The organism is uncultured Campylobacter sp., from assembly GCF_937997595.1.
GTDB lineage: Bacteria > Campylobacterota > Campylobacteria > Campylobacterales > Campylobacteraceae > Campylobacter_B.
In genome coordinates this window covers 1-1,233 of record NZ_CALKTS010000281.1, presented here as the reverse complement: position 1 = coordinate 1,233, position 1,233 = coordinate 1, and the positions used below count along the sequence as shown (strand labels likewise).

The following is a 1,233-nucleotide window of genomic DNA, read 5'->3' as shown; positions in this document are numbered from 1 at the left end:
CGCGCTCGCTAAATTTTATCTTGCCGCAATTCGAAACCTACTTGCCGCCACTACACACGCCGTGCTTTAGCACTCGCACGATACGCGCCTATTGCCGCTGCGACATTTACAAAATTTTAAAACCGCGCGGAACTCACCTCGCAAACGACGATTACGCCGCAGGCTTATCTATTTATTTATGCGGGTAGCGGAAGCCTTCGGCGGGCTAAAGACGAGACCCTTATCTTAGCCGCAAAGCAAGTCCAAGCTTCGGCAGAGAAAAATGCGAGCGGCGAACTCAAATGCAAAAAACCGGGCTAGCGGGCGCGGGCGCGTTTGCCCGAAGCCTAGCCCTTTAGCTTCATCATTTTTTCTAAAATTTCATAGACTAGATCAAACTTCGTAAAGCCGTCTCTATCCAAAAAATGCCCACCCTTTTGCACCTCGTAAAACTTAGCATCGATCTGCTCCGCTAGCTCACGGCTGAGGCTAAACGGCACGATATAATCGTCCTTTGCGGCAACCACCGCGCGCCGTTTTGTGGCGGCTTTTATGCGCTCAAAATCAAAGCCTTTATCCATAAACTCGTCTAAAATTTTAAATTGCGGATCGCTAAGCGGCTTTGCAAGCCCCGAGACCAGCACTACGCCCTCTACTGCGCCGCTTGCAGCGCTACTTTGCAAAAAATTTAAGATAGTAGGGCATCCGAGGCTGTGTCCGACTAGATAGACTTTGCCTTCAAATTTTACGCTTTCTCGTAAGGTTTTCAGCCACTCATCAAGCCTCGGATGCGCAGGCGTAGGCATCGCTAAAATTTCCGCCCTCGCGCCCGATTTTTCGATCTCGCCTTTAAGCCAGGCAAACCAATGGCTTTTAGGCGAAGCATCGTAGCCATGCACGATATAGACGCACTTTTGCATATTCTCTCCTTTAAATTTAAGTCCTTTGCGCACAGAATTTTAAAATTTCAATCCGCACCCTAGCCCTTGCAAATCGTGATTTTATCGGCAAATTTACCCAAAAAATGATACCCCGAGCCTGCCTGCGCGATGATATCGAGTACCGCGTCCGCATCTCGCACGAGCGTGCCGCCCGCAAAGTCCACGCCGCGCTCAAACAGCGCCCGCGGCAGTAGCGGCGTGGTGGGCCCCACGAGCACTAGCTTGGCGCCGCTTTTTTTCAGGCGCAAAAGCCCACCCAGCGTGTCGTTGATGAGCGTCGTAGCCGTGATTATCACGTTATCGGCGCGCGGCA

General features: G+C 51.4%; 3 protein-coding genes. 1 reads left to right on the top strand and 2 read right to left on the bottom strand.

Annotated features, from left to right (window positions below; genetic code table 11):
- The coding region (locus Q0614_RS09420; RefSeq protein WP_298788283.1) for a hypothetical protein at positions 1 to 188 on the top strand (188 nt) is incomplete at its 5' end.
- 138 nt (positions 189 to 326) lie between these two features.
- Here Q0614_RS09420 and Q0614_RS09415 read toward each other — a convergent pair.
- Together Q0614_RS09415 and Q0614_RS09410 are read right to left on the bottom strand one after the other, a co-directional pair.
- Entirely contained in the window at positions 327 to 899 is a 573-nt protein-coding gene (locus Q0614_RS09415) for an alpha/beta hydrolase (protein WP_298788281.1), read from the bottom strand.
- Positions 900 to 958: 59 nt separating this feature from the next.
- The coding region (locus Q0614_RS09410) for a DUF364 domain-containing protein (RefSeq protein ID WP_298788279.1) at positions 959 to 1,233 on the bottom strand (275 nt) is incomplete at its 5' end.

What these genes read in the sequence shown, in the direction of transcription:
- Q0614_RS09415 (WP_298788281.1), bottom strand. Translation starts at nt 899, where the DNA reads ATGCAAAAGTGCGTCTATATCGTGCATGGCTACGATGCTTCGCCTAAA.